Origin of the sequence: Nocardia sp. NPDC056564 (assembly GCF_042793755.1) — a bacterium.
GTDB lineage: Bacteria > Actinomycetota > Actinomycetes > Mycobacteriales > Mycobacteriaceae > Nocardia.
The window spans coordinates 80,731-106,222 of record NZ_JBHTUR010000015.1 but is presented as its reverse complement, the minus strand read 5'-3'; the positions used below and the strand labels follow the sequence as shown (position 1 = coordinate 106,222).

Annotated in this window: 26 protein-coding genes; 13 read left to right on the top strand and 13 right to left on the bottom strand. The window is 69.1% G+C overall.

The window, feature by feature from the left end; genetic code table 11:
• The 3 genes from ACFQ9K_RS31120 (at position 1) to ACFQ9K_RS31110 (ending at position 2,475) form a co-directional block, all read left to right on the top strand.
• A complete protein-coding gene (locus ACFQ9K_RS31120) occupies positions 1-375 on the top strand; it encodes a DUF742 domain-containing protein (RefSeq protein ID WP_040731099.1) in 375 nt (124 codons plus the stop codon).
• An 88-nt stretch (positions 376-463) separates the two neighbouring features.
• On the top strand, positions 464-958 hold the full coding sequence (locus ACFQ9K_RS31115) for an ATP/GTP-binding protein (protein WP_228541077.1): 495 nt from the start codon (positions 464-466) through the stop codon (positions 956-958).
• Positions 959-969: 11 nt separating this feature from the next.
• A complete protein-coding gene (locus tag ACFQ9K_RS31110; protein WP_378722553.1) occupies positions 970-2,475 on the top strand; it encodes a carboxyl transferase domain-containing protein in 1,506 nt (501 codons plus the stop codon).
• Here the strand turns inward: ACFQ9K_RS31110 and ACFQ9K_RS31105 are convergent.
• A complete protein-coding gene (locus tag ACFQ9K_RS31105; protein WP_378722554.1) occupies positions 2,472-3,431 on the bottom strand; it encodes a hypothetical protein in 960 nt (319 codons plus the stop codon). The two genes, ACFQ9K_RS31110 and ACFQ9K_RS31105, sit on opposite strands and share 4 nt — an antisense overlap.
• 80 nt (positions 3,432-3,511) lie before the next feature.
• Between ACFQ9K_RS31105 and ACFQ9K_RS31100 the strand changes: the two genes are divergently transcribed.
• Together ACFQ9K_RS31100 and ACFQ9K_RS31095 are read left to right on the top strand one after the other, a co-directional pair.
• Positions 3,512-4,129: a TetR/AcrR family transcriptional regulator gene (locus tag ACFQ9K_RS31100; protein ID WP_378722555.1), complete on the top strand. Its 618-nt coding sequence runs from the start codon at positions 3,512-3,514 to the stop codon at positions 4,127-4,129.
• Positions 4,130-4,268: 139 nt separating this feature from the next.
• Positions 4,269-5,123: an aldo/keto reductase gene (locus tag ACFQ9K_RS31095; protein WP_378722556.1), complete on the top strand. Its 855-nt coding sequence runs from the start codon at positions 4,269-4,271 to the stop codon at positions 5,121-5,123.
• On the opposite strand, the gene ACFQ9K_RS31090 is transcribed toward ACFQ9K_RS31095, so the two are convergent.
• Positions 5,120-6,223 (bottom strand): NAD(P)-binding domain-containing protein, encoded by a 1,104-nt coding sequence (locus ACFQ9K_RS31090; RefSeq protein ID WP_378722557.1) that lies wholly within the window; start codon positions 6,221-6,223, stop codon positions 5,120-5,122. The genes ACFQ9K_RS31095 and ACFQ9K_RS31090 overlap by 4 nt on opposite strands.
• Before the next feature lie 90 nt (positions 6,224-6,313).
• Here ACFQ9K_RS31090 and ACFQ9K_RS31085 point away from each other — a divergent pair, with 90 nt between their 5' ends.
• The 6 genes from ACFQ9K_RS31085 to ACFQ9K_RS31060 all read left to right on the top strand — a co-directional run bounded on the left by ACFQ9K_RS31085 (position 6,314) and on the right by ACFQ9K_RS31060 (position 12,884).
• Positions 6,314-7,042 (top strand): enoyl-CoA hydratase, encoded by a 729-nt coding sequence (locus ACFQ9K_RS31085; protein ID WP_378722558.1) that lies wholly within the window; start codon positions 6,314-6,316, stop codon positions 7,040-7,042.
• Positions 7,042-8,184: an MBL fold metallo-hydrolase gene (locus tag ACFQ9K_RS31080; protein WP_378722559.1), complete on the top strand. Its 1,143-nt coding sequence runs from the start codon at positions 7,042-7,044 to the stop codon at positions 8,182-8,184. Before ACFQ9K_RS31085 ends, ACFQ9K_RS31080 begins: the two co-directional genes overlap by 1 nt.
• Positions 8,185-8,223: 39 nt before the next feature.
• A complete protein-coding gene (locus ACFQ9K_RS31075) occupies positions 8,224-8,514 on the top strand; it encodes an antitoxin (RefSeq protein WP_378722560.1) in 291 nt (96 codons plus the stop codon).
• 52 nt (positions 8,515-8,566) lie between these two features.
• Complete coding sequence (locus tag ACFQ9K_RS31070; RefSeq protein ID WP_378722561.1) at positions 8,567-10,879, top strand: ATP-dependent DNA ligase; 2,313 nt, start codon at positions 8,567-8,569, stop codon at positions 10,877-10,879.
• Between the two features lie 46 nt (positions 10,880-10,925).
• A complete protein-coding gene (locus ACFQ9K_RS31065) occupies positions 10,926-11,135 on the top strand; it encodes an antitoxin (RefSeq protein WP_378722562.1) in 210 nt (69 codons plus the stop codon).
• 447 nt (positions 11,136-11,582) lie between these two features.
• Entirely contained in the window at positions 11,583-12,884 is a 1,302-nt protein-coding gene (locus tag ACFQ9K_RS31060; protein WP_378722563.1) for a lipase family protein, read from the top strand.
• Positions 12,885-12,954: 70 nt separating this feature from the next.
• Here the strand turns inward: ACFQ9K_RS31060 and ACFQ9K_RS31055 are convergent, their stop codons facing one another.
• From ACFQ9K_RS31055 to ACFQ9K_RS31035, 5 genes are all read right to left on the bottom strand, one after another.
• On the bottom strand, positions 12,955-13,608 hold the full coding sequence (locus tag ACFQ9K_RS31055; protein WP_378720277.1) for an ammonium transporter: 654 nt from the start codon (positions 13,606-13,608) through the stop codon (positions 12,955-12,957).
• A gap of 220 nt (positions 13,609-13,828) precedes the next feature.
• Entirely contained in the window at positions 13,829-14,503 is a 675-nt protein-coding gene (locus tag ACFQ9K_RS31050; protein WP_378720275.1) for a hypothetical protein, read from the bottom strand.
• Positions 14,504-14,550: 47 nt separating this feature from the next.
• Positions 14,551-15,291, bottom strand: coding sequence for an energy-coupling factor transporter transmembrane component T family protein (locus tag ACFQ9K_RS31045; protein WP_378720274.1), 741 nt, complete (start codon positions 15,289-15,291; stop codon positions 14,551-14,553).
• Positions 15,288-17,414 carry an ATP-binding cassette domain-containing protein gene (locus ACFQ9K_RS31040; protein WP_378720272.1) on the bottom strand — a complete coding sequence of 709 codons (2,127 nt, stop codon included), beginning with the start codon at positions 17,412-17,414 and terminating at the stop codon, positions 15,288-15,290. Before ACFQ9K_RS31040 ends, ACFQ9K_RS31045 begins: the two co-directional genes overlap by 4 nt.
• Before the next feature lie 36 nt (positions 17,415-17,450).
• A complete protein-coding gene (locus ACFQ9K_RS31035; protein WP_378720271.1) occupies positions 17,451-18,917 on the bottom strand; it encodes a flavin-containing monooxygenase in 1,467 nt (488 codons plus the stop codon).
• 85 nt (positions 18,918-19,002) lie between these two features.
• On the opposite strand from ACFQ9K_RS31035, the gene ACFQ9K_RS31030 reads away from it, so the two are divergent.
• Positions 19,003-20,061: an AraC family transcriptional regulator gene (locus tag ACFQ9K_RS31030; RefSeq protein ID WP_378720270.1), complete on the top strand. Its 1,059-nt coding sequence runs from the start codon at positions 19,003-19,005 to the stop codon at positions 20,059-20,061.
• 9 nt (positions 20,062-20,070) lie between these two features.
• Here ACFQ9K_RS31030 and ACFQ9K_RS31025 read toward each other — a convergent pair whose 3' ends face one another.
• The 3 genes from ACFQ9K_RS31025 to ACFQ9K_RS31015 form a co-directional block, all read right to left on the bottom strand.
• Entirely contained in the window at positions 20,071-20,748 is a 678-nt protein-coding gene (locus ACFQ9K_RS31025) for a phosphodiesterase (protein ID WP_378720268.1), read from the bottom strand.
• A gap of 86 nt (positions 20,749-20,834) precedes the next feature.
• Positions 20,835-21,614 carry a metallophosphoesterase gene (locus ACFQ9K_RS31020; protein WP_378983934.1) on the bottom strand — a complete coding sequence of 260 codons (780 nt, stop codon included), beginning with the start codon at positions 21,612-21,614 and terminating at the stop codon, positions 20,835-20,837.
• Positions 21,615-21,766: 152 nt separating this feature from the next.
• Positions 21,767-22,204: a MarR family winged helix-turn-helix transcriptional regulator gene (locus ACFQ9K_RS31015; protein WP_378720266.1), complete on the bottom strand. Its 438-nt coding sequence runs from the start codon at positions 22,202-22,204 to the stop codon at positions 21,767-21,769.
• 89 nt (positions 22,205-22,293) lie between these two features.
• Here ACFQ9K_RS31015 and ACFQ9K_RS31010 point away from each other — a divergent pair, with 89 nt between their 5' ends.
• A complete protein-coding gene (locus ACFQ9K_RS31010; protein ID WP_378720264.1) occupies positions 22,294-22,938 on the top strand; it encodes a TIGR03086 family metal-binding protein in 645 nt (214 codons plus the stop codon).
• 1 nt (position 22,939) lies between these two features.
• On the opposite strand, the gene ACFQ9K_RS31005 is transcribed toward ACFQ9K_RS31010, so the two are convergent.
• From ACFQ9K_RS31005 to ACFQ9K_RS30995, 3 genes are all read right to left on the bottom strand, one after another.
• Positions 22,940-23,707: an RluA family pseudouridine synthase gene (locus ACFQ9K_RS31005; RefSeq protein WP_378720278.1), complete on the bottom strand. Its 768-nt coding sequence runs from the start codon at positions 23,705-23,707 to the stop codon at positions 22,940-22,942.
• 51 nt (positions 23,708-23,758) lie between these two features.
• The gene (locus ACFQ9K_RS31000; RefSeq protein ID WP_378720263.1) at positions 23,759-24,766 is read right to left on the bottom strand and encodes an adenylate/guanylate cyclase domain-containing protein; all 1,008 of its coding nucleotides are present in this window, start codon (positions 24,764-24,766) and stop codon (positions 23,759-23,761) included.
• 75 nt (positions 24,767-24,841) lie between these two features.
• Positions 24,842-25,462: a PadR family transcriptional regulator gene (locus ACFQ9K_RS30995; protein ID WP_378720261.1), complete on the bottom strand. Its 621-nt coding sequence runs from the start codon at positions 25,460-25,462 to the stop codon at positions 24,842-24,844.
• Between the last annotated feature and the right edge of the window lie 30 nt (positions 25,463-25,492).

The following is a 25,492-nucleotide window of genomic DNA, read 5'->3' as shown; positions in this document are numbered from 1 at the left end:
ATGGACATAGAAGATCACCGCTTGGGGAGCGCCGAGCCCAGTCTCGTCCGCCCATACTCGTTGACCGCAGGCCGAACGAGGCCCGCGGTCGAGTTGGCGTTGGAGGCTCTCGTCGCATCGCATCCGGTCGCCCTGGAGCGGCAGTTCGAACTGACCAACATCGAGACGTCAATCGTGGAGTTGTGCAGAGAATCGCCGTCCGTCGCTGAGGTAGCAGCCCGACTTGGTATCCCCATCGGGGTGGCTCGCGTGCTGGTTGCCGACCTGATCGAGGCCGGGCATGTACGCGTTTCGGCGACTTTGAAAGACGATTCCAGCGACGATGAACGTCGCGAGCTGATCGAAAGGGTTCTCAGTGGACTCCGGCGTATTTGATTCGACGGCGCAGGTCGACACCCGTACCAGCAAGCCAACGTCGGCGAAGATCGTGGTCGCGGGTGGCTTCGGTGTCGGTAAGACCACGATGGTCGGTGCTGTCTCGGAGATCGTTCCGCTGCGCACCGAGGCATTGGTGACCAATGCCAGTACCGGAATCGACAATTTGACGGGCATCCCGATGAAGTCGACCACCACCGTGGCGATGGACTTCGGCCGGATCAGCCTCGCCGACGATCTGGTGCTATACCTCTTCGGTACGCCGGGCCAGTACCGATTCTGGTTCATGTGGGACGACCTGATCCGCGGCGCCATCGGCGCCGTGGTGCTGGTCGACACCCGCAGGCTCGAGGACAGCTTCGCTGCCGTCGACTACTTCGAAGCGCGCGGCCTACCGTTCCTGGTGGCGCTCAACGAATTCGACGACGCGCCGCGATACCCGATCGAGGACATCCGGCAGGCCCTCGCGGTCCCGGCGGACGTACCGATCCTGTCCATCGACGCCCGGCGTCGCGAGCCGGCCAAGCAGGCCTTGGTCGCGCTCACCGAGTACGCCCTGCGCAAGGTGATGCAGGGCTACTGAGTGCTCGCGCGGTGAGGATTTCGGCGCGCGAACTACTCGGGCAACTGCTCGACACCGACTCGTATGTCAGCTGGGACCGGCCACCGATCGAGGTGGCCGCGACCACGCGATACCGCGAGGCGTTGCGGAAGGCTGCGGTCGCGGCGGGCACCGATGAGTCGGTGCTCACCGGCGAGGGACTGCTGCGTGGCCGTCGGGTCGCCGTAATCGCCTGCGAGTTCGGCTTTTTGGCCGGTTCGATCGGGGTCGCCGCCGCGGAACGGATCGTGTCCGCGGTCGAGCGCGCGACCGAACTCGGGCTGCCCCTGATCGCTTCGCCGACCTCCGGCGGCACCCGTATGCAAGAGGGCACCGTCGCGTTCGTGCAGATGGTGAAGATCGCCGGTGCGGTCGCCGCGCACAAGTCCGCCGGCCACCCCTACCTGGTCTACTTGCGCAATCCCACCATGGGCGGGGTCTTCGCCTCGTGGGGTTCGTTGGGGCACATGACTTTTGCCGAACCCGGCGCGCTGATCGGGTTTCTCGGGCCGCGCGTCTATCAGGCGCTCTACGGTCAGCCGTTTCCCGAGGGTGTGCAGACCGCCGAAAACCTTTACCGCCGTGGGGTTATCGACGGTGCCATCACGGTTTCCATCTTCCGGCGGATCGCCCATCGTGCGCTGAGTGTCCTCACCGGTATTCCGGATTCGACTGCGGGCGAACAGATTTCACGCCCCCGCCGGGAGCTGCCCGAAGCCGTCTCGGCATGGGAGTCCGTCGTGATCTCCCGCCGCCCGGACCGCCCCGGCATTCGGGACCTGTTACGCCATGTGACACAGCGGGTTCCGCTGAGCGGAACCGGGCAGGGCGAGGCCGATCGGACCGTGGTGCACGCACTGGCGCGCTTCCGCGGCCAGCCGTGCGTGGTGTTCGGGCACGACCGATCCGGACAGCAGGGCGGGTACTCCATGGGGCCCGCCGCGTTACGGGAGGCGCGCCGCAGCATGGCGCTTGCCGAAGAGTTGCGGTTGCCGCTCGTGCTGGTGATCGACACGTCCGGCGCCGCCCTGTCGAGGGAGGCCGAGGAGCGCGGATTGGCCCCCGAGATCGCCCGCTGCATCGCGGATTTGGTGACATTGGCCACTCCGACCGTCTCGGTGCTGCTCGGCCAGGGCACCGGCGGCGGCGCGCTGGCTCTGCTCCCCGCCGACCGGGTCCTGGCCGCCACCTACGGCTGGCTGGCCCCGCTGCCGCCGGAGGGCGCGAGCGCCATCGTCCACCGCGACACCGAGCACGCCGCGGAACTGGCCGAGTCCCAACGCATCCGCGCCGCCGACCTGCTCGCCGACGGTGTGGTGGACCGCATCGTCCCCGAATACCCCGATGCCGCCGACGAACCGGTCGACTTCGCCCGCCGCATGGGCGCCGCCATCGCCGACGAACTGGCCCGGCTCCGCCAGCGCCCCGCCGCCGAACTGCGCACCCTGCGCCAACAGCGCTACCGCCGCCTCGGCCTCCCCTCCGCGACGCACGGCTAGGCACCCGGCGCGCTGAACTCCGCGATCAACTCCCGATACCGCGCAAACGCCGGCTTCGCCGTGTAATCCGAACGCAGCAAACCGAATTCGAAGTTCATGTCGTCGCGCCCGGTGTCCGCGTCGCGCAGCGCGAAATGCTCGTAGGTGTCGATATTGAGCGTCGGCGCGAGCGCGTCGACCGTGCGAACCACGCTGTCCAGCACCGCTTCCTGCCGCGCGTACGACCGGCCCGGCCCGGTCGGCCAGCCGGTCTCGGTGATGTGCAACGGCGTCGACTCCGGAATGCCGGCGGCGGCCAGGCTCTGCCGCCGGAATCCGGTCAGCACCGCGGTGACGGCGTCGGTCAACCGCTCGGCAGCGATGGGCCGGAACACATCCGGAAAGAAGTCCAACCCCACGTAGTCGAGCGCGTCGATGAAGTCCTGCCCGCCGCGCCGCCCGAGATCGGTCCAGAACTCCTGCGCGGGCTCGAGGATCGGTGTCGAATTGCACCCGATCCGCACATTCAGCCCGAGTCGTCCGGCCTCTTCCTTCGCCGCGAGCACCCCCTCGACGATCGCCTGCCGCACCGCCGGAAATCCGCCGTCCCCACCGGGACCCGCGTGATTGGCTTCCTCGGCGATCTGCAACGACGCGAGCCGCGCACCGAACCGCCGGAGTTGGGCGCGGAGGTAGTCCAACCATCCCGACAGGTCGCTGCCGCGATCGCGAAAGCACACCACCAGGTCCAGCTTCCGGTTCGTCCGCGCGTATTGCGCGACGTCCGGCGGTGCCTCGTGCATGCCGCCGATGTCCTCGCCATAGAGCAGATATCCCCGGGTCAGGAACGGATGTTCGCCGTGCAGCGCGTCGAGCGCCGCACCGATCTGTTCGGCCCGCTCCGGCGGTCCTGGTGTGAGATTGCCGTGTTCGTCGGCGCCGAGCCCGCCCGCGTAGATCCCGAATCGAAGAGCCATGGGCCGACCGTAGCATCGATATTTGGTGTCACACCAAAAATGGCGTGACGCTATGATTTGGCGCATCGACAAGGAGGGCCATGGCGCTGCGCGAGGAAAAGAAGCAGGCAACCCGGCGGGCTATCGCCGATGCCGCGACGGGGCTGTTCATCGCGCACGGCTTCGACCGGGTCACCGTCGCCGAGGTGGCCGACGCCGCCCGGGTGTCGATCAACACCGTCTTCAACTACTTCCCGACCAAGGAGGATCTCTTCTTCGATCGGCAGGCCGAGGTGGTCGAACGGCTCGCGGGCGCGGTGCGGCGACGTGCCGCCGATGAGTCGCCCGCGGCGGCGGTGCGCAGGCTGTTTCTGGACGAACTGCGGCGCGACGAGCCAACTTTGGGCCTGTCCGCCGACGCGGCCGCGTTCTGGCACGTGGTCGAGGCGAGTCCGGCGCTGCAGGCGCGGCTGCGGCTGCTCGGTGAACAGACCGAGGCCGCGCTCGCCGAGGCCATCGCGGAGTCGACCGGCGCGGGCAGACGGGACGCGACGCCACGGTTGCTGGCGGCCGTCCTCGCCGGCATCGATCGCGCGCTGCACGCGGAGATCCGGCGTCGGTTGCAGTCGGGTGACGCCCCGGAGACCGTGCGCCGCGATATCCGCAAGGCCGCCGGCGTCTTCGAGGCGATGGCCGACCTCGGTGTGCAGTGCCGCTAACCGAGTCGCGTAGCGCGCCTTACCGCGTCATGACCGTCACTGTCGGCCGGTGAGAAAGTGCAGGTCGGGCGGTAAACCTGGGCTCAACACGCCAAGGGGCAGCGTTGACGGCTCGCCGCCACACTTCTACCGTCGCAGGGTGACCTTCAGAAGCGAGACCTCCGCCATACCCTCGATCATCCTGAACGACGGCAACGTGATCCCGCAGCTGGGCTTCGGCGTCTTCCAGGTGCCCGACGACGAGGTGACCCCGGTCGTCACCGCGGCGCTGGAGGCCGGCTACCGCAGCATCGATACCGCGGCGGTCTATGGCAACGAAGAAGGCACCGGGCGCGCGATCCGTGATTTCGGTCTGCCGCGCGACGAGATCTACGTCACCACCAAGCTGTGGAATGCCGACCAAGGCTTCGATTCGACGCTGCGCGCGTTCGACACGAGCATGCAGAAGCTCGGCCTGGACTACGTCGACCTGTACCTCATCCACTGGCCGGTGGCCCAGGCCGATCGCTACATCGACACGTTCCGCGCGTTCCAAGCACTGAAGTCACAGGGCCGGATCAAGTCGATCGGCGTATCGAATTTCACCGTCGCCCACCTGGAGCGGCTCATCGGGGAGACCGGCGAAACCCCCGTGGTGAACCAGATCGAGCTACACCCGCGGCTGGCCCAGCGCGAACTGCGCGACTTCCACGCCGGCCACGCCATCGCCACCGAGGCGTGGAGCCCGCTCGGCCAGGGCACCCTGCTCGACGACCCAACGATCACCTCGATCGCCGCCGCCGTCGACCGCACCCCCGCCCAGGTGATCATCCGCTGGCACCTCCAACTCGGCAACATCGTCATCCCCAAGTCCGTCACCCCCTCCCGAATCGCCGAAAACCTCGACGTCTTCGCCTTCGAACTCTCCCGCGACCAAATGGACGCCATCAACGCCCTCGACAACAACACCCGCGTCGGCGCCCACCCCGACACCATGACCGCAGGCCTGGACTAACCCAAACCCAGATAGCGGGTCAGTTCTACGGCTGCGGCTCGGCCTGCGCGGTTCGCGCCGATGGTGCTGGCGGAGGGGCCGTAGCCGATGAGGTGGATGCGGGGGTCGGCGGCTACCTGGGTGGCGAGTTGGCCGGTCATGGTGATGCCGCCGCCGGGGCCGCGGAGGCGTAGTGGGGCCAAATGGTCCAGGGCGCTGCGGAATCCGGTGGCCCAGAGGATGACCTGGGCGGGTTGGAAGGTGCCGTCGGGCCAGCGCACGCCGTCCGGTTCGATGTGGTCGAACATCGGCAGGCGGTGCAGCGCGCCGCGTCGCTGGGCGGCCCGGAGCCGGTCGTCGAGCCGCAGCCCGGTCACCGAGACCACCGATCCGGGCGGCAGTCCGCGACGTACCCGGTCCTCGACCTTGGCGACCGCCGCGCGCCCGTCCTCCGGGCCGAACGACGCGTCCCGGAAGATCGGTTCGGTGCGGGTCACCCAGGTGGTCGAGGTGACCTGGGAGATCTCGTCGAGCAACTGCACCGCCGAGATGCCGCCGCCGACCACCACCACATGCTTACCGGCGAACTCCGCCGCGCTGCGGTAGTCGTGCGTGTGCAGCTGCCGTCCGGCGAACGTCTCCGCGCCGCGATAGCGCGGGATGAACGGATGTTCCCAGGTCCCGGTCCCGTTGATCAGGCCGCGCACCCGGATCGTGCCCGCCGAGTCGGTCTCCGCGTTGAGGATCGGTCCGTGCTCGGCCGGGCTTCCGTCCTCGGTCCGGTCGCAGACCACCCGCACCGAAACCTGCCTGCGGACCCGCAGATCGAAGTGCTTCTCGTAGAGCTCGTAGTAGTGCGGCACCGCGGTCGCCGCGGGCGCGGACTCCGAGCCGGGCGGCAAGGTCTCGGCGAACGACATGCCCGGCAGGTCGTGCACCCGATTGACCGTGGTCAGGGTGAGCGAGGGCCAGCGGAACTGCCAGGCTCCGCCCGGACCTGGCGCGTGGTCCACGATGAGAAAGTCCTGCTCGGGGCGCAGCCCGAGGCGCTGGAGATGATAGCCAGCTGACAGCCCGGCCTGACCAGCGCCGATCACCAGGAGGTCGAAGTCTGTCGGCACAGCCGCCGATCGTATCCGCTTCAGCGGTCTACGCCGTCGGCTGTGGCAAAGTGAATGTAACTAGACGGATCGTTCAGTTGGGGAGGTCGCATGCTCGGAGTTAGCCGAGACGGTGACGTGGTGACCATCGAACTTCAGCGTGAGGAGCGGCGCAACGCGCTGAACCTCGAACTCATCACGCTGCTGCGCGAAGCCGTCCTCGCCGCCGTCGCCGATGACGCGCGGGTAATCGTGATAACCGGGCGCGGCCCGATCTTCAGCGCGGGCGCGGACCTGTCCGGCGTCTACTCCGAGGAGTTCCTCGACGGACTCCAGGACATGCTGCACACCATCGAGTCGGTTCCGGTACCGGTGATCTCGGCGATCAACGGCGGCGCGCTCGGCGCGGGCGTGCAGGTGGCCCTCGCCTCGGATCTGCGGGTCGTCGCGCCGGACGCCTACATCGCGGTGCCCGCGGCCAAGCTCGGCATCTCGGTGGACCGGTGGACGGTGCGCAGGCTGGTCTCGCTGATCGGCGGCGGCCCGGCCAGGACCATCCTGCTCGGCGCGGACCAGGTGACGGCGGCCGACGCCTACAACTTCGGCTTCGCCAACCGGCTCGGCTCGCTGGCCGACGCGCAGTCCTGGGCCAAGCAGATCGCCCAGCTCGCCCCGCTGTCGCTGCGGCACATGAAGCTGGAGCTCAACGACGACGGCACCCGCGAGCCGGACAACGCCCAGCAGCGCGCCGCGCTCGAGGCCGCCTGGACCAGCGCCGACGCGCAGGAGGGCCGGCTGGCCAGACAAGAGAAGCGCGCCGCGAAATTCCTGGGGCGCTGATGAACATTCGCAGCATTGCCGTGGCCGCGGCCGGCGCACTGGGCCTGACCTGGGTGGTTCGCGCGGCGTGGGGCATCCCGTCCGCGATGGGCGCCTCGATCAACGCCATCCAGCCGTACGCGGCCGGGGCGGCGACCTACCGCAATCGGCAATTCCACAACACCGAGCCGAGCAGCCAGCTGGCCGCGGGATCCGCACCGTCGCTGCTGGTTTCGGCGCTCACCAAGCGCAACGTGGGCCGTCCGGCCGGAGTGATCCCGCTGCAGACTCCGCAGCTGCCGGACACCGCGGCCGACCTGGCCGTCACCTGGTACGGCCACGCCACCGCGCTGATCGAGATCGACGGCTACCGGGTGCTCACCGATCCGGTGTGGAGCGAACGGGTTTCGCCGTCCGCGCTGGTCGGCCCGAGCCGGATGCATCCGGTGCCGACGCCGCTGTCCGAGCTGCCCGCGGTGGACGCGGTGATCATCTCGCACGACCACTACGACCACCTGGACAAGGACACGGTCCGCGAGCTGGTGCTGCGCCAGACCGCGCCGTTCCTGGTTCCGGTCGGCATCGGCGCGCACCTGCGGCACTGGGGGGTGCCGGAGCGCCGGATCATCGAATTGGATTGGGGCGGTTCGGTTTCGCTGTCCGCGCTGGGCCGGGCGCACCAGGGTTCGGATCTGGTGCTCACCTGTACCGAGGCGCGGCACTTCTCCGGTCGCGGCCTGGTCCGCAACACCACGCTGTGGGCGTCGTGGTCGATCGTCGGCCCGACCAGGCGCGCGTACTTCGGCGGCGACACCGGCTACACCAAGGCGTTCGCCGAAGCCGGCGCGGCCCTCGGCCCGTTCGACCTGACCCTGCTGCCCATCGGCGCCTACGACGAGCGGTGGCGCGACGTGCACATGAATCCGGAGGAGGCGGTGCGCGCGCACGCCGACCTGTGCACGGGCGCGGCCGGGCACGGCCTGCTGGTGCCGATCCACTGGGCCACCTTCAATCTCGCCTTCCATGGTTGGTCGGAGCCGGTGCGGCGCATGGTGACCGCGGCCGAGGCGGCAGGCACGGCGATCGCGATTCCGATGCCCGGTCAGCGGGTCGAGCCAGGTAGCACCGCACCGCGGGATTCGTGGTGGGAAGATGTGGGTTGACGACATCCTGCTAGTGGGCTAGAGGAAGGAACGAATGCTATGAGCTTCGCGGATACTCTGAAGGGCCTCGTCGGCAAGGGCAAGGACGCGGCGGCCAAGAACGCCGACAAGATCAACGACGCCATCGACAAGGGCGGCGATTTCATCGACCAGAAGACCCAGGGCAAGTACTCGGACAAGATCGCCAAGGGCAAGGAGGCCGCCAAGAAGGTGGTCCCGCCGGAGGATCAGCCGGGTGCGCCGGGTCAGCCGGGCGGCGCGGGCGCGCCGGGCACCACGCCGGACACCCCGGACGCGCCGGGCATGGACAGCTCGGGCCCGCAGGTCTGACGAGCGGCGGGGATCCGGCTTTCTGTCGGTCCCCGCCTCTAGACTCGATTGCATGGCATCCCGCCGGAAGTTCGGTGGCATCGAGGTTGAGCTCAGCAACCTCGACAAAGTGCTGTATCCGGCCACCGGCACCACCAAAGGCGAAGTGATCGCCTACTATTCGGCGATCGCGCCGGCCATGCTCCCGCACATCGCCGGGCGGCCGGTCACCAGGAAGCGCTGGCCCAACGGGGTCGACGAACCATCCTTCTTCGAGAAGAACCTGCCCGCGCACGCGCCGTCCTGGATCGAACGGCACACCATCCAGCATTCCGATCGCAAGGTCACCTATCCGGTGATCGACTCCGAGGCCGGGCTGGCCTGGCTCGGGCAGCAGGCGGCGCTGGAAATCCATGTGCAGCAATGGCGCTTCGACGGCGACGCGGTCGGCCCGGCGACCAGGCTGGTGTTCGATCTCGATCCGGGGCCAGGCACCGGGCTGGCCGAATGCGCGCGGGTCGCGCTCGCGGTGCGCGAGATGGTCGAGGGGATCGGGCTGCACGCCTTCCCGGTGACCAGCGGTAGCAAGGGAATTCACATCTACGTCCCGCTGGATCGGGAGCTGAGTTCGGGCGGCGCGTCCACGGTCGCCAAGCAGGTCGCGACCAATCTGGAGAAGCTGCACCCCGACCTGGTGACCGCCACGATGGCGAAATCGGTGCGCGGCGGCAAGGTTTTCCTGGACTGGAGCCAGAACAATCCGTCCAAGACCACGATCGCGCCGTACTCGCTGCGCGGCCGCGAACAGCCCAACGCGGCCGCCCCGCGCAGCTGGAAGGAGATCGAGCGCCGGAAGAAGCTGCGGCAGTTGCGCTTCGACGAGGTGCTCGCCCGCTGGCGCGACGATGGCGACCTGCTCGCCGAGCTGGATCCGCTACTGCTGGAGGGCAATACCGCCTCCGCGGAATCCGGCGCCGACGCGCTGGCGAAGTATCGATCGATGCGCGACCCGGCCCGCACCCCCGAGCCGGTGCCCGCCGACCGGCCCGCGCCGAGCGCGGGCAATCGCTACGTCGTGCAGGAACATCATGCGCGACGGCTGCATTGGGACGTACGCCTGGAACGCGGCGGCGTGCTGGTCTCCTGGGCCGTGCCGAAAGGACCGCCGACCAGTTCGAACCAGAACCGGCTCGCCGTGCACACCGAGGACCATCCGCTGGAGTACCTGGATTTCCACGGCGCCATCCCGAAGGGGGAGTACGGCGCCGGGGAGATGACCATCTGGGATTCGGGCACCTACGAGACCGAGAAGTGGCGCGACGACGAGGTGATCGTCGAATTCCACGGCGAGCGGCTCAACGGGCGGTACGCGCTGATCCAGACCAACGGCAACCAGTGGTTGATGCATCTGATGCGCGAACAGCACGGCGACCGCGCGAAAGCGCTCGGTACGGACCCGGATACGCCGTCCGGCCGGATCATCCGGGTGCCCAGTGGCCCGGCGGCGTTCCCGCGCGGACTCTCGCCCATGCTGGCCACCCCCGGCGACGTCACCGACCAGGACGCCGCCGAGTGGGCGTTCGAGACGAAGTGGGACGGCTTCCGGCTGATCGCCGAAATAGACTCCGGCACAATGACCTTGCGTAGCCGAGTGGGCAATGTGGTGACCGCCAGATATCCGGGGATCGCCGCGCTGGCCGACGAATTGGCCGGGCACAGCGTGGTCCTGGACGGTGAGGCGGTGGTCTTCGACGACCACGGGGTCGCCAATCTCGGCCTGTTGCAGGCGGATGCGGCGCGCGCGGTGTTCGTCGCCTTCGACGTGCTCTACCTGGACGGTACTTCGCTTGTCCGCAAACGGTATTCGGACCGGCGCCGGGTGCTGGAGGCGCTCGCGGGCACCGCACCCTCGATGGTCGTGCCGCCCCGGCTGGACGGTTCCGGCGCCGACGCGGTGCGCTACAGCCAGGAGCACGGCATGGAGGGGGTGGTCGCCAAGCGCAAGGATTCGGTGTATCTGCCCGGTAAGCGCGGTCATTCGTGGGTGAAGCAGCGCAACTGGCGCACTCAGGAGGTGGTGATCGGCGGCTGGCGGCGCAGCGACGCACGCGACTTCAAGTCACTGCTCGTCGGCATCCCCTATGAGGGCAGGCTGATCTACGTCGGACGCGTCGGCACCGGCTTCAACGACACCGACATGCGGGAGCTGGCCAAGCGCCTCGGCCCGACCGAACGCAAGACCAGCCCGTTCGACAACGAGTTGACCGCCGAGGAACGCAAGGAAGCCGTCTGGGTGACGCCGAAAATCCATGGCCGGGTGCGCTTCATGAACTGGACCGAGACGGGCCGCCTGTGGCATCCGGCCTGGTTGGGCGCCTCGGACTGATCGCCGGGCGGCGGCGGATCACCGCCGCCGATTACAGTGAGGCGCGGTGGGACCCATCTCGGACGAGGAGTACACGGTGGACTTCAAGAACCTGGCGAACAAGGCGCTCGACCTGGCCCAGCAGAACGCGGACAAGGTGGAGACCGTCATCGACAAGGCCGGTGACCTCGTCGACCAGAAGACCGACGGCAAGTTCGCCAGTCAGGTCGATTCCGCCCAGGAAGCCGCCAAGAAGGCTCTGCACCAGCAGAAGTGACCGCCGGCACCGACCGCTCATCGAGTCGAGTCATATGGTTGCTGTTCAAGATCAGCTAGCGACCATTTGACTCGACTCGATTTCCGCCCAGTTTCCCTGGGCGGACCGCAGCCAGATGACCGCGCTGTGACTTTCGGCTGCGCGGACGGACATTGCGGCGGTGGGGATGACCGTGGTTGACCGTTGCTGGAGGGGGCGGTCGGTCCGTACTGTCAATCCCCCGAGGCCGGAGTTGGTGGGCGCAGGGTCGCGTCGGTGCGCTCCGTCGCGCCTCGCCGGACAGCGGAGGGCTCCATGCGCAGCATCCACGGAGCGGGTGGAGACGATAAATCCGCGCTATCAGCGACGGTCGGCCGAATGTGTCGTTCCGGCAAAGAATTCGGCGTGTCGGCGAAACGTCGAGCGAGTGCTGACGGGTTCGGGCACCGGCAAGGTAGGTTGCCTGCCATGGCGACTCCGCATGGAATCGGTAGGGGGACATCGCTCCTCGGCAGTGCACCACCCGCAGCACCGGTCCGGCGCCTCGGCGCGGCGCTGGCCAGAGCCGGATCCTCGGCGGTCGCGGCGGCGGCGCTCGTGGCCTCGACGCTGATCACCGCGCCGGCCGCGCAAGCGCAAGTGCCCGCACCCGACGCCGATCCGTTCTACGCCGCGCCCGCCGACCTCGCCGCCTATCCCGCGGGTGCGATCGTGGACTCCCGGCAGACCGCGTTGTTCGGCCTGCCGCTTCCGGTGTCGACCTGGCAGGTCAAGTACCGCAGCTCCGACGCGAGCGGCGCGGCGGTCGCCGACGTGGCCACCGTCATGGTGCCGATGGTGCCGTGGCTCGGCCCCGGCCCGCGGCCGCTGCTGTCGTACCAGGTCGCCGAGGACAGCCTGGGCTCCCGCTGCGCGCCCTCGTACGCGCTGCGCGGCGGCGGTGATCCCGGCGGCGCCCAGGCGCTGATCGACACCCCGTTCATGGCCGACGCGCTGCGCCGCGGCTGGGCCGTGGTGACCAGCGATCACGAGGGCCCGCAGTCCCGGTTCCTGGACGGCGTCAATTCCGGCCGCGGCGTGCTGGACGGTATCCGTGCCGCCCGCGACCTGCCCGCCGCCGGGCTCGGCCCGTCGACTCCGATTGCCGCGTGGGGGTATTCGGGCGGCGCCTTCGCCACCCTGTGGGCCGCGCAGATGCAGCCGCAGTACGCGCCGGACGTGCGCATCGCGGGCATCGCCGCCGGCGGTGTCCCGTCGAACTGGCCTGCCATCGCCCAGCACGTGGACGGCACCATGCAGGCCGGCCTGGCCATGCTGGTCGTCATCGCCGCCACCCGGGACAACCCGGGCGCCGGAATCATGGATCTGCTCAACGATCGGGGCCGCGCGATGATCGCCACCGACGGCGCCGCGTGCGGCCCGGATCTGGTGACGAAGTACGTCAACGCCCGCGTCGACGACTTCGCTTCGGTGCCGAACCTGTTGTCCCACCCCAGTTTCCGTGCGGCAACCGATCCGCACGAACTCGGCACTCCGGCCCCGGGCATCCCGATGTACCTGTATCACAGCACCAGCGACGACGTGGTTCCGGTCGCCGGGTTCACCGATTTGCTCGGCCGGTACTGCGGCCAGGGCGCGATCATCACCTCGGTGCATTCGGCGGTGCCCGGCCACAACCCGGCCGCCGTCATCGAATCGTTCGGGGCGATGTCCTATCTCGCGGACCGGGTGGCGGGCGTGCCGGTCGCACCTGGTTGCCACGAACGGTAACGCGCCCTGCCGGGTAAACGACGACGCGGCCCGTACCGAAGATTTCGGTACGGGCCGCGTCCATCGGTCGTCAGTTCTTGGCGCGGCCGGTCTCGTCCATCCACTTGGTCGTTCCCGGCGGCGCGGCGAGCGTGCTGAGCAGGTCGATGCCCGCGACGATCAGCGTCGGGCCGCCGGCCACGATGGTGCCGATGATCCCGCCGACCGCCGCGCCCGCCAGCACGCTGGCGATCACGGTCGGGCCGCCGAGGATGCCGGTCAGTCCGACCAGCGCGCCGATCACGGTGCCGATGAACCCGCCGACCGCGGTGGCGATGCCGAACTGGGACAGGAACGCGTCCTGCGCCCGCTGGTTCTCGAACGGCGAGGCGATCTCGGTCGCCGGGACCGGGCGAGCCTCGGCGACGTCCTTGACCACGGTTAGTTCCAGGACCCGGCCTGCGTCGCGCACGGCATGCGGTAGCGGGAACTCCAGCCCGTCCTGCCGGAACGCCAGCGGCATGGTGACCACCGTGCGCCCGGCCTCGTCTTTGACGTCGACGACATTGCCGGTCACGTCGAACGAACCACCGGTCAGGGTGGTGATGATCTTGTCTCCCACCAGCTTCGCCTCGTACCCGATCTCGGGTGCCTGCGCGGCGGGCTGGGCATGGACCGTGCCTGCGCCGACCGCGACAGCGGCGACCAGGGGCACGGCGGCCGCGGTGATTGTGCGGAGAATCATTCGGGTGTTCCGTTCTTCATCAGGTTTCGAGCAGCGGAGAACGCCGCGCAACGTCGAATCCCTTTCCCCCACTGTGGTGCGCGGCAGCGATGCGATTGAAACAACAGCTACTCCGTAGATAACTCTACCGCCCGCGCCGGGCTTCAGCCCATGGAATAGGGGGCTTGTGTCCTTTTCCGAAACCGCGAATCCGGTTATAGTGGTTGGCTATTCACGTTCGTCAATGCAGTACGTTGATCGCGCGGGCGATGACCAGGGCGGCCAGAATCAGCGAGATCGCCGACTGCACCATCATCATCGCCTTGGCCCAGCGCGACATCGGCATCACGTCGGTCGGGCTGAACGCGGTCGCGTTGGTGAACGACAGATACAGGTAGTCCATGAACTGCGGCTCCCAGTCCGGGCCGGCTAGTTCGGGGCTCTGCATCTGGACGAACATGAAGTCCGGCAAGGGCTTTCGGGCGTGTGCCCGGGCCGCCGGGCCGCCTCGATCGAACTCCCAGTAGCCCAGGCCGAACACCACCACATTGGTCAGCCAGACCGCGCCGCCGGACCCGAGCAGCCGGGCCGGATCGTCGCTGAGCGTGCCGTCGATCAGGCCGGCCACCAATCGATCCGCCGAATATGCTGTCGCGACTCCGAGCAGTCCGACCAGGGCCAGTCCCAGCCAGCGGAACCACTTCTCCTCGCGGTCGATCCGCACCGGATTCGCGACCAGTACGACCACCAAAAGCAGGCCCTCCAACCCGGGTAGCAACCATTCAGGCTCGGGTAAGAATCGATCCGGCAACACTACCTGCAAGGCGATGATCGCGATCACCGCGGCGGTGGCCGCCAGCCGCGATTCACCGGCTGTCCGCCGCTGCCAAGCCGGTACCTCGTCGCCGTCGCCCACCCGGTCAGTATCGCGCGCTGCGGTCGGCCGGCGGGTTAGGCAGGCGGCTACAACAGCGCGAAGCCGAGCACGGCGCTGCCCGCGCACACCACGACGACGACGGCCAGCGCGATCGCGTCGGCACGCCCCGGCGAGCTGGGATAGGCGGCGAGCTCGCCGGTGCCGCCGCGCGCGGTGATCGCCTCGCCGAGTTCGCCTGCGCGCCGGGTGGATACGGCCATGGCGGCGGTCAGGATGTCGATGAGCGGGTTCTCGGTGGCCAGGTAGAGCAGGTTGTCCTTGGGCCGGAGCTTGCGGGCCGCGCGCAGCACCCGGATCTCCTCCATCAGCAGCGGCAGGCCGCGCAGCGTCAGCGCGACCACGACGGCCCATTCGTCCACCGGCACCCGGAGTTTGCGCAACGGCGCGCCGAGCTTGGCCAGTGCGGGCGCGATGTCGCTCATCGGCGTGGTCCAGGCGACCAGGAACGACGCGGCGACCATGATCAGCGCGAAGACCACCGTCTGCGCGTACCGCACCACGGCCTGCGTGCCGACCGGAGCGTTGAGCAGCACGCCGAGCACGAGCAGTCCCCAGAACCACCAGGGCAGCCGGGGAAGCGTGCCGAGCGGCAGCCGGGCGAGCACCCCGATGAAGACCAGGAACACGATCATCACGCCGAGCACCGGCCAGGTCGGCAGGAACATCAGCAGGAAGCTGATCAGGAACGCGCTGATCATCTTGGTGCCCGCCCACAGGTTGTGCACCGGGCTGGTCACCGGGACCCGGCGAAACAGCACCACACTCATGACCGGCCTCCACGCTCGAGCCGCCACGCGGCGTCGCCCGGCGGCCGCAGCGGTGCGGCGGGCCGGGCCTCGGACTGGTGTGTCGCGTCCTCGGCGACGGGGTCGGTCACCGAGTCGGCCGCGAGCAGCCGGCCGGAGCGCAGATGCACCGTCCGGTCCACCACCGCGGACATGTCCTCCACGTCGTGCGAGATGACGATCAGCGTCAACCCGGAATCACGCAGCCGCGCAAGCAGTTCCACGATGTCCGCGCGCCCCTCGGGGTCGAGCCCGGCCAGCGGCTCGTCGAGCACCACCACCTGGGGATGGCAGGCGACGATCGCGGCGAGCACCACCCGTTTGGCCTGTCCGCCGCTGAGTTCCTCGATGGACCGCGCGGCGAGCGTCCGATCCAGGCCCACGGCATCCAGCGCCCGCCCCACCGCGCCGGAACCGGTGGCTCGTCCGCCCCAGTCCGCGATCTCCGCGCCGACCGTCTGCTTCTGCAGTTGCAGCCGGGAGTGCTGGAACGCCAGCTCGACGCGGCCGATCTGCCCGGTGACCGCCTTGCCCGCGAGTTCGCAACGGCCGGAACTGGGTTCGATCAGGCCGGCCATGATCCAGGCCAGCGTGGACTTGCCCGACCCGTTGCCGCCGACGATCAGCAGCGCCTCACCGCGGCGCACCGTCAGGTCCACCGAGTGCAGCGCCGCTGCCTCCCAGGGAGTGCCACGGTTGTAGGTGTATTGGACGTCACGCAGTTCGAGGATGGTGTCGCCCATCGGCCTGCGCCGCACGTCGCGCGCCGGACGCGGCCAGGCGGGCAATCGCTCGACCGCGCGTCCCCGCTCCAGATGCACCACGCGGCCCGCCGCCGCCGCGTCGGCCTCGTGGTGGGTGACCAGCACGACCGCCATCGAATGCCGTTTCGGCAGCGCCGCAAGCAGTTCGACGAGTTCGCGCCGTCCGTCCGGATCGATCATCGAGGTCGCCTCGTCGGCGATGAGCAGCGCGGGCTTGCGCGCGAGCGCCGCCGCGACCGCGAGCCGCTGCTGCTGCCCGCCGGACAGCGTGGCGGTCTCCTTGTCGCCCATGCCGTCCAGGCCGACCTCGCCCAGCAGCGCCGCGACGTCGACCTCGGCGGCGAGCTCGGTCGGCAGGCCCCACACCACGTCGTCGGCGACCAGCACGCCGAGGGTCTGACTCTCCGGTCGCTGCAACACCAGCGCGGTGCCGCCTTGATGCCCGAGCCCCGCGGAGCCGGGCCGCCGCACCGTTCCCGCAGTCGGCGGCAGTCCGGCGAGCAGGCGGGTCAGCGTCGACTTCCCGGAGCCGTTGTGCCCGACCACCGCGACGAACTCGCCGACCTCGACGGTCAGGTCGATGCCGCTGAGCGCGTCGCGCGGCGCGCCGGGATAGCGGAAGGCGACGCCGCGCAACGTCACCGGCAGCGGCGCGATCGGGCGATCGTCGGCGGGCGCGTCCAGGCGGTCCTGGCCGGGCAGCCAGGTCAGCCGGTCGAGCACCGAGCCGAGCACGAACCAGGAGAACAGCGCGGTCGCGATCATGCCCGAGGCGACCCCGCCGCCGACCCAGGCCCACCACCAGCGCAGCACGGAATCGGTGAGATCGGCCGCCGCGCGCCCGAGCGGCTCGAGCTGCTGCTGGCGGGCGGCGAGATCCTGAATGCCCCGCGAGGTGTTGCGCAGGGTGTCGAAGAGCAGATTCCGCCCCGCGGAGAACAGTTGCAGCAGGCCGACCGCGAAGCCGGCCCAAAGCAGACCGGCGACGGCCGACAGGCCGAGCACCGACGCCAGTCCACCGCCGCGCCGCTTGGTCGTGCCGATGATGCCCGCGATGGTCGCCGTCGCCATCAGCCCGGTGGTGGCGACCAGGCCGGTCGCGACGAAGGTGACCACGGTCGCGGCGACGGCCGCGGTGATCAGCGCGCGCAGCCGGAACCGCTGCGCGATCAATCCCATGGGCACCGCGGCGACCAGATTCAGCGCGGCCGCGAACGGGACCACCGTGCCGACCGTCACCAATCCGACGGTGGCCCCGCCGAGCACCGCCCCGACCGCCAGCTCGATCGGTCGTAGCGGCCCGGGTTCGGCCGTTCCGTCAGCTATCGGGCGTCCAGTCACGGCACAAGTCTGCCAGTGTGTGCGTTCGGCGCGCCGTCATGCGACCGGGGTGAGGGTGTAGGCCTGCCGGTCGAGCTTGCGGATGCGGCGGCGGTAACTGGTCTGCGAGCCCGGCCAGTTGTTGGTGATGCGTCCCGCGGCATTGCGGTACCAGCTCGAGCAGAAGTTCCACGGCGTGCGGTCGAGGCGTTGTTGCAGCGCCGTGTTGAACCGCTGCTCATGATCCGCGCGGACCTCTAGGGTGTGTCCCGGCCTGCGCCCGAGCAGCTCGACGGCCTGCCGGATGTAGCGGGTCTGGGATTCGATCATGTAGATGATCGAGCCCGCGCTGAGGTTGGTGTTCGGCCCGTAGACCAGGAACAGATTCGGGAAGTCCGGCACCGCGATGCCGTAGTAGGCGTGCGCGCCGCCGGCCCAGGCGTCGGACAGCTTGTGCCCCGCCCGACCGTAGATGTCCATCGGCCAGAGGAATTCGGTGCCCTTGAAGCCGGTGCCGTAGATGATCACGTCGGCCGGGTGCACCGTGCCGTCCGCGGTGCGCACGCCCTCGGGCACCACCTCGGTGATCGCGGTGGTCTCCACGTGGACGTTCGGCTGGGTCAGCGCGGGGTAGTAGTCGTTGGAGAACAGCGCGCGCTTGCAGCCGATCGGGTAGTCGGGGGTGAGCACGGCCCGCAGCCGCGGGTCGGTCACCTGTTTGCGCAGATGGCGGTCGGCGATCCGGGCCACCAGCCGCGCGATGGCCGGAAACTCGACCAGGCCGAGCGAGACGAAATCGGCGATCGCCCACCAGCCGAAGCGCTCGGCCAGCAGCGCGCCGGGCAGCCGGGCGAACAGCGTGTGCTGAATCGGGGAGTAGTCGGTGTCGAACTTGGGGATCACCCAGGCCGGGGTGCGCTGGAACAGGGTGAGGTGCGCGACCGTCGGCTGGATCTCCGGGATGTACTGGATGGCGCTGGCGCCGGTGCCGATACACGCGACCCGCTTGCCGGCCAGCTCGACCCCGTGGTCCCACTCGGCGGAATGGAACGCCGGGCCCGCGAAACTGTCGACGCCGGGCAGATTCGGCAGCGCGGGCCGCGACAGCTGACCGACCGCGGAGATCAGGATGTCCGCCGTCCGGGCCGTCCCGTCCGCGGTGCGGACCGTCCAGCGCCCGGACGCGTCGTCGAATTCGGCAGCGGTCACGTCGGCGCCGAACTCGATCGCGTCCAGCACGCCGTTGCGCTCCGCGACCCCGCGCAGGTAGGCGTGGATGGCGGCGCGGCCGGAGTAGCGCTGCGGCCAATCCGGTTTCGGCTCGAACGAGAACGAGTACAGCGGGGACGGGACGTCGCAGGCGGCGCCGGGATAGGTGTTCTCCCGCCACACCCCGCCGAGGTCGGCGGCCCGCTCCAGGATGGTGAGGTCGTGGAAACCGTTGCGGCGCAGTTCGATCGCCATGCCGATGCCGCCGAAGCCCGCGCCGATGATGAGCACCGAGGGCCGGTTGCCTGTTGTCATGTGACACTCCTCACAAGACCGAAGGTAATTCCACTGTAGGGGGCGTCGGGATAACCAATAGAGAAATTCGGCCATACTGAGCGATGTGGAGCGGGTGCAGGATCCGGGGATTCGCGACTGGAACTTTCCGCGCGGGATAGCCAGCGTGGCGCTGATGGTCGGCTACGCGGGCGAGTGCGGCGTGCCCACCGGGCGCATGCTGGCCGGAACCGGGTTGGCCGAGCCGGTGCTGCGCGACCCGGACGCCCAGATCGACGCGCATATCGAGCTGACCGTGGTGCGCAACCTGGTCCGCGAACTCGGCGACCGGCCCGCGCTCGGGGTGGAGATCGGCCGCCGGTACCGGATCACCACCTTCGGCATCTTCGGCTTCGCCTGTGTGAGCAGCCCGACCCTCGGCGAGGCGATCTCGTTCGCGCTGCGGTATCTGGAGTTGAGCTTCACCTTCAGCCTGCCCGTCGCCGAATGGCGGGCGGGGGAGTTCATCGCCTGGGTGCACGACGAGCTGATCCCGGCCGACGTGCGGCAGTTCCTGGTCGAACGCGACGTCACCGCGATGCACCAGGTGATGAGCGATCTGCTCGGTCGGCACCTGCCGCTGGCCAGGGCCGAATTCCGGTTCCCGGAGCCGGATTACGCCGACCGGATCGAGGCGGTCACGGTGGTGCGGCCCCGGTTCGGGCAGCCGCGCAACCTGTTCGCGATCGATCCCGCCGTGCTGGATCAGCCACTGCCGCAGGCGAATCAGCAGACCTGGGCCATGTGCCTGGCGCAGTGCCGGGACCTGGTGCATCGCCGCCGCGCCCGCACCGGCATCGCCGCGGAGGTGCGTGAGCTGCTGGTGCCCGGCGGCACCGAGGGATTCGCCGGTCCGCCCGGAATCGACTCCGTCGCACGCGATCTCAATATGAGCACGCGCACGCTGCGCCGCCATCTCGACGCGGCTGGCACCAGCTACCGTGCGCTACTGGATGAGGTGCGCCGCGCGTTGGCCGAGGAAATGCTGTCCGCCACACCGCTTTCGGTGAGCGACGTGGCGATCCGCCTCGGCTACGCGGAATCCTCGACCTTCATCTACGCGTTCAAGCGCTGGACCGGCGCCACCCCCGCCGCCTATCGCCGCGAACGGGCCGGACGCCGCTGAGCCGGGCGGTTACTCGGCTTCGCCACGCCCGTTCCGGCTGCCCGCGTAGGCGAATTCGCGGACCTTGCCGACGATCCTCGGCAGCAATTCCACCCCGTCGGGGTGGTTGAGCATGGGATCGAAGAAATCCGTGCGGTGCTCGGCGGGCTCCGCGAGCCGTAGCGTCAGCGCCGCCAGGCGCACCGGCGGCCCGGTCATGCCGCGCGCCCGCAACTCGAACGAGAGGGGATGCTCCGACAGGTGATCGGTCAGCGCGGCCAACGACGCGGAGGCGGGCTGGCCGGTGTCCGGCTCGGCAAAGAACCACACGGGCATGGTCTTTCCCACTCGATAGGGCATCAGGCTGCCGTAGCCCGCGCGGACCCAACCGCGGGCCGGTGTGATCAAGAACCGGCCCAGCGGCCCGCGTCCGGTGGTCGCCAGCGCGAAATCCCAAGGCTCGTCGTGCCGATCGAGCACCCGGAACGCGAAGCCGAGCACATCGGGCAGGCCACCCGGGGTGCCCGCACCCTTCGACAGGCGGGCGATGACGGCGCGTTCGCCCGCGCCGAACAGGTGCTCGAACTCGGGTTCCGCGTGCAGCCGACCGGCCAGGTCCAGCCCGTCGGGATGGAAAACCCTGGCGTGGCGCAGGTTTGCCCCGGCCGCGAAGGTGGTGCGCACTACGGCGGCGGCGAGATCGGTCATCGGAGTTCCTTCGCGTCGAGGGAAACTGTCTTCCCTTCGACTGCCCGGACCCGCGACGGCTAAACGAACTCCGCCTGCGCGGTCGATCAGCTCGGCAGTACGCCCAGCCGGCCGCCCATCGTAACGCTGCGGAAATGCGTTGTCAGGCTGTGTTTTTCATCGATCATGTGCAGCGCGACGGCCGGGTCCGGCGCGTAGTCCATCACGTGGTCGGGCGGGTCGAGTTCCCAGAGGCCGCCGAGCACCGACGCGGTGCTCGGCGCGACCAGCAGCGGGCGTCCGGCGAATGTGGTTGTCGCCGAGGAATGCGCGTGACCGGTGAGCACCGCGACGATGCGTTTGTCGCCGGCCACCACCTCGGCGAACTTCTCCGGCTCGTCCAGCGAGATCTCGTCGACCACCGGGCTGAACAGGTACGCGGGCGGGTGATGCAGGGCGAGCAGGATCGGTTTGTCGGCCGGCGCGGTCGCGAGGACGCCGTGCAGCCAGCTGTAGGTCTCGTCGGCGAGGCGCCCGTTCGGCTCGCCGGGAATGCTCGAATCCAGCAGTGCGACGGTCAGATCCCCGACCCGGTGCGCGTGATTGATCGGCGCGGTCGAGGCGGCCTCGCCGAGCAGCGTGCTGCGGAACGCGGCCCGATCGTCGTGGTTGCCCGGGATGGCGTACACCGGAATGTCGATGTCGAACGCCAGTCTGGCCTGGGCGTACTGCTCGTGCTGGCCGGAATCGGTGACGTCACCGGTGACCAGGATCGCGTCCGGTCTGCGGCGCAGGCCGGTGAGAAAGGCCATGACCTGTTCGGCCCGTTCGGCGTTGCGGGCGCCGAGATCGAAATGTGTATCGCTGACCTGAGCCACCAGGATCATCGGCGTTCGCTTTCTCTGGGGGATCGCTCCGTTGCGTCAGAGTGTGCCCGCCTCCCGTGCGCGGCACGTATTAAGGCTAGTTGACCTGCGTGTTACGCGTCGCCATGAGGCTCACCACCAGCGGAAACCTGTGCGGCGGTCTGTGTGCGCGCTCACTGTGACTGCTCGCCTGCCTGCGCGGCCAGCGTCTGCAACGAGCGCAGGAAGGCCCGCCGGTCCGCCGCCGGAAGCTGCTCGAGCAGCTGATTCTCTCGCTTCTGGATCTCGGCCTGCACCCGGTCGCGCAGGCTGCGCCCGGCCGGCGTGAGCGACACCAGATTGACCCGCCGGTCCGCCGGATCGGGTTCGCGCCGGATCAATCCGCCCTGCTGCAATTCGTCCAGCACGCCGATGATCCGGGTCTTGTCCGCATTGATCGACTTGGCCAGCGCGGCCTGCGTGTACACGGGTTCCTTGCCGAGTCCGAGCAGCACCGCGTAGCCCCACATCGACAGCTCATGCCGTTCGAGCACCGGCGTTTCCACCGCCAAGAGCGTGCGCATGAGCGGGGCGATCATGGCGGCGAGATCGGGACGAGGGGCTTCGGACATGGATCGAAAATACTGCTTGATAGATAATAAGCAGCTGCATACGATACGCTCGTACTTATTATTTGACATCGAGCAGAGAGAAGCCGACGATGGCGACCGAACCGGATTTCAGCGCGGAACTGCGCACCCTCGACTCCCTGAAGAGCACCGTCGACCTGGTCGCATTCGATGCGCAGGCGGTACGGACCAGCATCGATCTGGTCGAGCGGCTCACCGACGCGGACCTGAGCAGGCCGACGCCGTGCGCCGATTGGACGCTGCACGGCCTGCTGACGCACATGATCGCCCAGCACTACGGATTCGCCGCGGCCTCGCGTGGCGACGGTGACCCCGTGCGGTGGAAGCCGCGGCCGCTCGGCGCGGACCCGGTGGCGAGTTATCGCGCCGCGGCCGAGCACGTCCTCGACGCGTTCGCGGCGCCCGGCGTGCTGGATCGCAAGTTTCCGCTCGCCGAGTTCAGTACCGACCTCCAGTTCTCCGGAGCGCAGGCGGTGAGCTTCCACTTCATCGACTACGTCGTCCATTCCTGGGATGTGGCACAGACTTTGGGGCTGAGCGTGACCTTCGACGACGATCTGATCGACGCCGCGTTCCCGGTGGCGCAGGCGGTGCCCGGCGGCGACATCCGGCTGGCGCCCGGCGCCGCGTTCGGCCCGGAGGTTCCGTGGTCCACCGCGGACCGGTTCGATCAGATCATCGCGATGCTCGGCCGGTCACCGGCGTGGTCGCGCTGAGTTAGTCGAGGGCGCGGCGCAATTCGCGTGCGCGGTGCAGCAATTCGTCGGCCGCGCCCGCCTCGGCCTGGATCGGCCGCCAGAACTCCGCGTCGGGCGCCGCCTCCAGGTCGAGTACCGGCGGGGTGCGCCAGTCCGCCGTCAGGCCGAGCCGCCAGGAATGCAGGAAGGTTCGATCGTGCGCGCCCGTCTTGTCGAACAGCGGATCGCCGACGATGGGATGGCCGATCCAGGCCAGCTGCACGCGAATCTGGTGCCGGCGGCCGGTGATCGGGCGCAGCGCGAGCACCGCGTAGTCGTCGCGGCGCAGCACCGTGGCGAAGTCGGTGCGGGACGGATAGTTCTTGGTGTCGAGCAGATCGGCGTCCGCGACGAACCACCGATTCGCTTCCCGGCGAATGCTTTCCCGCGGCGCCGCGATGCGCACCCGGTTCTTGCGGCCCACGCTGAGCGGCAGGTCGATCACCCCGGTCTCGGGCAGGTCGCCGGCGGCGACGATCGCCAGGTACGCCTTCTCGGCGGTCTGCTTGTTGAACTGCCTGGTCAGCTGCCCGTGTGCGCCGAGTTCCTTGGCCAGCAGCACCAGGCCGGAGGTCACCTTGTCTATCCGGTGCACCGGATAGAGCGTCTCGCCCGCCGCGGCCGCCAGCTCGACCAGGTCGGCGTCGTGCCGTTCGCCGGTGACGGAGATGCCCGCGGGCTTGTGCAGGGCGAGGATCGCCTCGTCTTCGTCGACGAGGAATCGCGCGCGCAGCTCGGACCAGTCCATTTCCACTGGCCAGAGCTTAGGTCGCGGTACCGGCCCGGCCCGAACTCGGGTTCACTGGTGCTTCTCGTTGCGACGCAGGATGTGCGGGCGCAGCCGGTTGAACCCGCGGACCCGGACGCTGCGCAGGTTCTTGATGATGAACTCCGGCTCGCCCTGCAGCGCCGTGGCGGCTTCGTCATCGATGAGCACGGTGCCCGGCCTGGCGACGCCGGTGAGCCGGGACGCGATGTTCACCACCGATCCGTACAGATCGCCGAAGCGCTGCAGCACCTGCCCGTAGGCGAACGCGACGCGCAGTTCCGGGGTGCCGCCGACCATCATCGTCGACTCTTGAATGGCCAGCGCGATGCGCGCCGCGTTGGCGGCGCTGTTCGCGGCGAACATGACCTCGTCGCCGACGTTCTTCACCACCCAGCCGCCGTTCTCGGTGATCGCGGCCGTGGTGGTGGATTCGAACGACTCCAGCAGCAGCGAGAGCTCATCGGGGTGCAGGTGCCTGGTCAGCCGCGTGTAGCCGACCATGTCCGCGAAGCCGACCGCCAGGTCGCGCAAGGTTTCACCGGCGGAGGTCCCCGGATCGAGCGACCGGGACAGCGCGGCCGCCAGGTGCCTGCGCCAGGCGTAGATGTTGAGCTGTTCGAGCGTCGCGATGGTGCCCTCGGTGGCGGCGCGAATGGTCTGCTCGGCGTCGGCGTCCGGATCCGCCGCCGCGATGCGCGCGCCGATCTCCGCGAGCACCAGGTCGACCTGCCATTCCGCCAGCCGCGCCATGCCCTGACCGAGGGTGCGCGCGGTCGCCGCCTGCTGCCTGGCGTCGGCCGAGGCCAGAATGCTCAGATCGCGGAAGTTCCGCAGCGCCGCGATGTCGGCATCGGTGTAGTCGACGGCATCGTCGTCCAACCCCGCCGGGAAGCCCAGCGCCGTCCACAACCGCTTGGTCAGCGCCGTGGTGGTCCCCGCCTGCCCGGCCACATCGGTCCGGCTGTACTGCCGATCCCCGTCCAGCAGATACGACTCGACGATCGACTGCACCAGCTCGGACTTCTCGGTGGGCACCATGCCCGTACCTTACGACCCCCCACCCCCACCCCGCCGCAAAGACCGCCACCATTGGGCGACCTCACAGCGCCCGGTTCACCCCGTTGCGGTGGATTCGCCGACGAACGGCGCGAGCGAGTCCCACGACCAGGTCAGCGTGCCCGCGGCCAGATCGCCGACAACGCCCTCGACCCAGCGCAATTCGGCCTCGGTGACGGCGCGCAGGTATTCGTCCTCCAGCATCACCACGCGCGGCAGATCCATGCCCGTCATCTGCTCGGCGTCGGCGTTCAGCTCGGCCAGTTGGTCGCGCAAAGTCGTTGCCCGGCGCGCTAATTCGGCACGCGCGCCGTCCGGGTCGAGCAGCATCAGGAACGACAGCGCGGCCGGGAAGTCGGGATATTCGTTGCGCGGTGTCGAGATCATCTCCGCCAACCAGGTGGTGCAGGCGGTGCGGCCCGCGTCGGTGATCTCGTAGACGGTGCGCTCCGGGTACTGCTGATCGCGTCCGGTCTCGCGGACCGCGACCAGCCCGGCCTCCTGCAGCCTGCCGATCGTCTTGTAGAGCGCGGCGCGCTGGGCGACGTTGACCACCTTGTCCTTGCCCCACTCCTTGATCCGGCGCTGGATCGCGTACGGGTGCATCGGCTCGAGATTCAGGATGCCGAGCACCACCATCGCCAGGGGAGAGCGCTTGAACTGCGTCGATGCCGTCATGTGACTCATTCTAAGGGCTCCGGGAAACTA

Coding starts and splice junctions, on each gene's coding strand:
- ACFQ9K_RS31120 (WP_040731099.1), top strand. CDS start 1: ATGGACATAGAAGATCACCGCTTGGGGAGCGCCGAGCCCAGTCTCGTC.
- ACFQ9K_RS31115 (WP_228541077.1), top strand. CDS start 464: ATGGTCGGTGCTGTCTCGGAGATCGTTCCGCTGCGCACCGAGGCATTG.
- ACFQ9K_RS31105 (WP_378722554.1), bottom strand. CDS start 3,431: ATGGCTCTTCGATTCGGGATCTACGCGGGCGGGCTCGGCGCCGACGAA.
- ACFQ9K_RS31100 (WP_378722555.1), top strand. CDS start 3,512: ATGGCGCTGCGCGAGGAAAAGAAGCAGGCAACCCGGCGGGCTATCGCC.
- ACFQ9K_RS31085 (WP_378722558.1), top strand. CDS start 6,314: ATGCTCGGAGTTAGCCGAGACGGTGACGTGGTGACCATCGAACTTCAG.
- ACFQ9K_RS31080 (WP_378722559.1), top strand. CDS start 7,042: ATGAACATTCGCAGCATTGCCGTGGCCGCGGCCGGCGCACTGGGCCTG.
- ACFQ9K_RS31075 (WP_378722560.1), top strand. CDS start 8,224: ATGAGCTTCGCGGATACTCTGAAGGGCCTCGTCGGCAAGGGCAAGGAC.
- ACFQ9K_RS31070 (WP_378722561.1), top strand. CDS start 8,567: ATGGCATCCCGCCGGAAGTTCGGTGGCATCGAGGTTGAGCTCAGCAAC.
- ACFQ9K_RS31060 (WP_378722563.1), top strand. CDS start 11,583: ATGGCGACTCCGCATGGAATCGGTAGGGGGACATCGCTCCTCGGCAGT.
- ACFQ9K_RS31055 (WP_378720277.1), bottom strand. CDS start 13,608: ATGATTCTCCGCACAATCACCGCGGCCGCCGTGCCCCTGGTCGCCGCT.
- ACFQ9K_RS31045 (WP_378720274.1), bottom strand. CDS start 15,291: ATGAGTGTGGTGCTGTTTCGCCGGGTCCCGGTGACCAGCCCGGTGCAC.
- ACFQ9K_RS31035 (WP_378720271.1), bottom strand. CDS start 18,917: ATGACAACAGGCAACCGGCCCTCGGTGCTCATCATCGGCGCGGGCTTC.
- ACFQ9K_RS31025 (WP_378720268.1), bottom strand. CDS start 20,748: ATGACCGATCTCGCCGCCGCCGTAGTGCGCACCACCTTCGCGGCCGGG.
- ACFQ9K_RS31020 (WP_378983934.1), bottom strand. CDS start 21,614: ATGATCCTGGTGGCTCAGGTCAGCGATACACATTTCGATCTCGGCGCC.
- ACFQ9K_RS31015 (WP_378720266.1), bottom strand. CDS start 22,204: ATGTCCGAAGCCCCTCGTCCCGATCTCGCCGCCATGATCGCCCCGCTC.
- ACFQ9K_RS31010 (WP_378720264.1), top strand. CDS start 22,294: ATGGCGACCGAACCGGATTTCAGCGCGGAACTGCGCACCCTCGACTCC.
- ACFQ9K_RS31005 (WP_378720278.1), bottom strand. CDS start 23,707: ATGGACTGGTCCGAGCTGCGCGCGCGATTCCTCGTCGACGAAGACGAG.
- ACFQ9K_RS31000 (WP_378720263.1), bottom strand. CDS start 24,766: ATGGTGCCCACCGAGAAGTCCGAGCTGGTGCAGTCGATCGTCGAGTCG.
- ACFQ9K_RS30995 (WP_378720261.1), bottom strand. CDS start 25,462: ATGACGGCATCGACGCAGTTCAAGCGCTCTCCCCTGGCGATGGTGGTG.